Source organism: Salinibacter sp., from assembly GCF_042218895.1.
Taxonomy (GTDB): Bacteria; Bacteroidota; Rhodothermia; order Rhodothermales; family Salinibacteraceae; genus Salinibacter.
The window spans coordinates 1-5,380 of sequence record NZ_JBDGQQ010000145.1 but is presented as its reverse complement, the minus strand read 5'-3'; the positions used below and the strand labels follow the sequence as shown (position 1 = coordinate 5,380).

The 5,380-nt window shown below is 64.5% G+C and carries 2 protein-coding genes; both read left to right on the top strand.

All coding sequences use genetic code 11. From position 1 onward, the window contains the following. Window positions 1–436 precede the first annotated feature (436 nt). A complete protein-coding gene (locus tag ABEL04_RS12290; RefSeq protein WP_375802687.1) occupies window positions 437–3,748 on the top strand; it encodes an endonuclease in 3,312 nt (1,103 codons plus the stop codon). 224 nt (window positions 3,749–3,972) lie between these two features. Then, window positions 3,973–5,380 (top strand): L-aspartate oxidase (locus ABEL04_RS12285; protein WP_375802686.1); only part of this gene is annotated, 1,408 nt, incomplete at its 3' end.

The window sequence follows — 5,380 nt, the reverse complement described above, 5'->3', positions numbered from 1 at the left end:
ATCCGCACCGTCCTCGGTGCGCCGTTCCCATGAGGCGAAGACCCGTCGCGCTCCATGCCCCGGTCCTCGACGCTGATGCGGGCGAGACGCGTGCGCGGTGCCCGCGGGCCGCCTTACGGTAACATCCCGATGCCGTCCACCAGCCTACCAGCCATACCCATCGAGCTACTGTTGGTTTTTGCGAATCGGAAACCTTCCGTTTCCTCGCATCAAACCCACAGCGGTACGTCTTTCCCTGCTCCACGGTGCAGTGGTCCAAGAGGAAAGGCGGCGAGACCAGTGCAATTGAAGGATTGATCCCCAGAAAGACACTCATCCACGAAGGAGAATTCGGTCGGTTTGGCGCCTTCACGGGCGGTGTCGGAAGGACGCGCAAACGGTTGTCCGCTTCTCCCCTGCGCCTCCACTCAGCGACTAGCCTACCACGCCCATCGCCGTGATTCGACCCCTTCAAGGCTTCGCGCTCGCCGTTGCTGGCGTCCTATCCGCCGTCGTGTTCGTCTCCTCCGCCTCCGCTCAGGTCATCACGATTGATGAGGCCCGAAGTCAGGGCCCCGGTGCGACGGTCACGGTGGAGGGCACAGTGACACGGGCCTTCGGCAACTTCGTGCGCTTTCAGGACGAAAGTGGCCCGACCGGGGCCAGCGGGCTAGTGGTGCGACAAACGGCCGATACCAGCGATTTTCGTCAAGACGTTTCGAACGGCACCATCAAGCAGGGCACAGAACTCCGCGTGAGCGGCACGCTCTCCGAGTTCAACGGCCTGCTACAAATCAACGAGGGCAACTTGGACAGCTACACCGTGCAGGGGCAGGGCTCGCTGCCGTCTCCACAGGAGGTGACGCTCTCGACGCTTCAGTCCGACGGAGAGGACTACGAGTCGGAACTCGTCTCGGTGACGGGTCTGGACGTTCAGTTTCCGGAGTGGAAGGGGGGACAGTGGACGTTCGGAGAAGACCGGTCCTATCCGGTGTCGGACGGAACGACCGAGCTTACCTTTCGGGTGCAGGACAGCGCCGAAACGGCACTCATCGGCACGCCGGTTCCGGAGGGCAGCTTCACGTACACCGGAGTGGTTGGGGAATTCCAGTCCGCCTACCAACTCATTCCGACGGAACGGGGAGATCTGCCCCTTCGATTTGCCACCATCCCCCGCTTCGTGCAGGTCCAGGAGGGAGGCGGGTCGGTGGACGTGTCGATTCGGCCGGTCGCGCTGGAGGGCGACGAGAGCGTGTCTGTCACGGCCGAGGTCGGAGGAGAAAGCACGGCGGACGAGGCAGACGTGACGGGCTTCGACGGGCCGAAGACCTTTACGTTTTCGGGCGGCGATTCGTCTCCGAAAACGTTGTCGCTGGGGGCCGGGTCCGATGACGTGGACGAGGGGGTTGAGCGTCTGGAAATCACGTTGACGTCCCCGGATGGAAAGATTGGAAGGCCGGGCCGATTCACGCTCTGGATCCTGGACAGTCCCGCGGCGCAGGCGCCCATCGCGGAGGGGGACAGTGGCGACGTGCTGCTCCAGGCCGTGCAACAGCAGTACGGCGATCCGCGTCCCATGGGGTACGACATTGCGCGAGATTCGATGTACGCCACCATTTACAACGAGGCGAACAACACGGTGGAGGGGACATACAGCGGCTTCCAGATCGCGGTCGATCCCAGTCAGGGTGATCCGAGTTCGATTGCGGCCGATAAAGGCATCAACACCGAACACGTGTGGCCCCGAAGCAAGGGGGCCGGGCAGGAGCCGGCGTTCAGCGACCTACACATTCTGGTGCCGACCCGCTCGGCGGTGAACACGGCCCGGAACAACTACGCCTTCGGGGAGATCCCTGACCCCGATACCGATACATGGTACTTCGAGGATCGGTCGCGGTCGAGCCCACCTTCCAGCAATCGCCCGGCGTGGAGCGAACTCGACGACAGTCCCTCAGATCGGGCCGATCGTCGTTTCGAACCCCGCCACAGCGTAAAGGGGGACGTAGCCCGGGCCATATTCTACTTTGCGACGGTGTACCCGAACCGGGCCGACTTCTCCTTCTTCGACGCGCAGCGGGACACGCTGCTGGCCTGGCACGAGCAGGACCCAGTGGACGCCACGGAGATGCGTCGTAACCTCATTCAGGCCAGCTACCAGGACAACACGCTGAATCCGTTCGTGGTAGACGCTACGCTGGCGGACCGGGCGTACGGAAGTGGGGCGGACACAGGGCAGGACCCGGGGGCGTCCGGAACCTACGAGCTCTTCGCGGACAAGTCGGATCTCGATCCTGGGTCGGGGAATGTAGATGCGCAGTGCCTCGTCCAGCTTTCGTCGGGGGAACTGATGTTCTTCAACGGCGAAGAGGGGGGAATCTATGTCTGGGACGGATCGTCGCTCACGACCCATAGGTCGGCCTCAGATCTAAACGGTGACGTTCCCGACGAGTCCAACGACTTCAACCGGTGCGATGGAGTGACAACCGCGGACGGCTTTGTATACTTCGTTCTGCGGAGCACTGATACGGACGACAACTACGTGTACCGCACCGAGGCTGCGGATTCGAGCAACAACGCCTTTTCGCAATTCAACGGGGCGAATGCGCTCGCGGCAGACGCGAGCACAGTGTACATCGGAGGTGTCGAGAGTTTCGGCGCGCCGGGCAACGGGGTCTTCGAAATTAGTAATGATCTGTCCGGATCCGCATCCGAAGTCGCGACGAACAGTGACGTGAATCCGGGGTCGATGGATCTTGCGCCCGATGGAACGCTCTATGGATTCTCGACCTCGTTCGGCAGCGGAGATTTCGAAGGCACTGTGTTCTCCGTGGACGCGCCGGCGTCTTCCCCGTCGATTGACGTGTTCACTGATCCCTACGCCGGGAACTCTCCGTTGACCCCGGATCCTGACTTTGGAGGGGGCATTGATGATCTGCAATTTATCGATTTTGCGGGCATAAGCTATCTCGTAGTGTCCAACGGCGGCGGCAGCGAGCACGAATGGGGCACGATCGAGGTCAGCAGTAAAGACGTCGAGCTTCTCTTTGAGCAGGATGATTTGGAGACGAACCTGTCTGTTGGGGGGTACGACGCGTTCACGGCACCGTTGGCTGCCAATTCGGAGGGGGAGGTTTTTGCTGCGAGCGGAGGGGAGGAGGGCCCGGACTACATTGCGAAGGTCAGCGACGCGCCCCCCCTTCCCGTCGAGATGGCCGGCTTCGACGCCGTACGGAACGGCTCGTCGGTGGAGCTGACGTGGCAGACCGCCAGCGAGACGAACAACGCCGGCTTCAACGTGCAGCTCGAAACGGAGAGTGGCTGGACCCCCCTCGGCTTCAAGGCGAGCAAGGCGTCCGGCGGCACGACGACCGAGACGACCTCTTACCGATACACGGTCGATCGGGAACTCGATCCGGGCACGCACCGCTTCCGCCTCCAGCAGAAGGACCTGGACGGCTCGACGAGCCTCAGCGACGTAGTAACGGTGGACGTAGGCATGGACCAGGCACTGAGCCTGAGTGCCCCGGCGCCGAATCCGGCTGTCGAGTCGACCACCCTCTCGTTCGGCGTGAAGGAGCCGACGGAAGCGACCGTGACCGTCTACAACGTCCTCGGCCAGCGCGTGCAGACCCTCTACCAGGGCACGCCGCGGGCTGGAGAGACGAAGGACGTGATGGTGAACGTCGGCTCTCTGCCGAGCGGCGTCTATTTCGTACGGCTCCGGGCCAACGGGCAAACCCGGACGGAGCGCCTGACGATCCTTCGGTGATCGACGCCCAACCAGTAACGTCGTCGGCACCGGCTGATCCCTCCATTTCGAATGTGGCCTCCCTTCCGGGGCGGCTCTGCCCTTACGACGTAGGCCGCTCCGGTTTTTTGTTGTCCTCTGCAGGTTGTTGGTCGATCTTCACGCTCGGCCCGAACATGGGGTTCCCCGGGGCATTGAAACACCGTCGCAACTCAAACCACTGTCTTGAACGGACGGATCCCTCCATGGCTGATCGCAGATCCGATGTCCTTGTACTTGGCTCCGGCATTGCGGGCCTCTCGGCGGCCCTGGCGGCGGCTCGTGACGGGGCCTCCGTCACCCTCGCCACGAAGGCCACGCAACCGGAAGGGGCCTCCACGTGGTGGGCGCAGGGCGGCATTGCCGTGGCCCGCAAGGCCCCCGAGCAGTTCAAGGAAGACATCGACGTGGCGTCGAGCGGCACAAGTAATCCGGAGGCGCTCGACGTGCTCGTCCAAAATGCAGATGCGGCCGTACGGGACGTGCTCATCGACACGCTCGACGTGGGCTTCGACACGGGGGGGGACGGAGCCTCGTTCCACTATGGACGAGAGGCGGCCCATTCTGAGAACCGCATCTTGCACGTCGACGCCTCGACGGGCCGGCACATCCACGAGCCGTTCCTGGCCTACCTCAGCGACCACGACCGTGTCGAGATCTTGGAGGACACGGCGGCCATCGACCTCCTTCAGCACCACGGACAGGTCCACGGGGCCCTGCTCGAATCGGGCGGGACGGTGCAGCCCCACTCTGCCGGAGCCACCGTTTTGGCCACGGGAGGCATCGGGGCGCTCTACAGCCGCTCCACGAATCCTGCTGGGGCAACAGGCGACGGCATTGCGATGGCGGCCCGCGCCGGCGCCACGACCGCCGACATGGAGTTCGTTCAATTCCACCCCACCGTTTGTGTGGCGGACGGCGATCCCTTCCTCGTGAGCGAGGCCGTGCGGGGCGAAGGGGCCGTGCTCCGCAACGCGGACGGCGAGCGGTTCATGGCGGCGGTCCACGAGGACGCTGAGCTGGCTCCGCGGGATGTCGTGGCGCGGGCCGTGGAGCGGGAGCATGAGCGGACCGGACAGGTCGTGCTCGACGTCTCGTCGTTCGACTTCGCAGCGACCTTCCCGGACCTTGTGGCGCTGTGCGAGGAGCATGGGGTGGACCCGTCGACCGGCATCCCTGTGGTGCCCGCCGAGCACTTCCTGTGCGGCGGTGTCGAGGTGGACACCCGCGGGCGGTCGAGCCTCGACCGCCTCTATGCGGTTGGCGAGTGCGCCCGAACAGGCGTGCACGGCGCCAATCGGTTGGCCTCCACGTCCCTCCTTGAAGGGCTCGTGTGGGGCCTGCGCGCTGGGACCGACGTGACAGGACGCGTGCCGGACGTGCGGGAGACCACGCTCCCCACCGGGGCGGGATCGGCGCCCACCGACACGTTCCTGCGCGACGCCTACGACCGCCTGCAGCAAACGATGGACACGTACGTCGGGCTCCGGCGCACGCCCGACGGCCTCCGCACGGCGATCAGGAACCTCCAGGAGCTCAAGGCCAAGGTGGACGCCCACGCGGGCCCGGAGGCCCCGCGAGCCGTCCATGAACTGCGGTCGGCCTGTGCCGTGG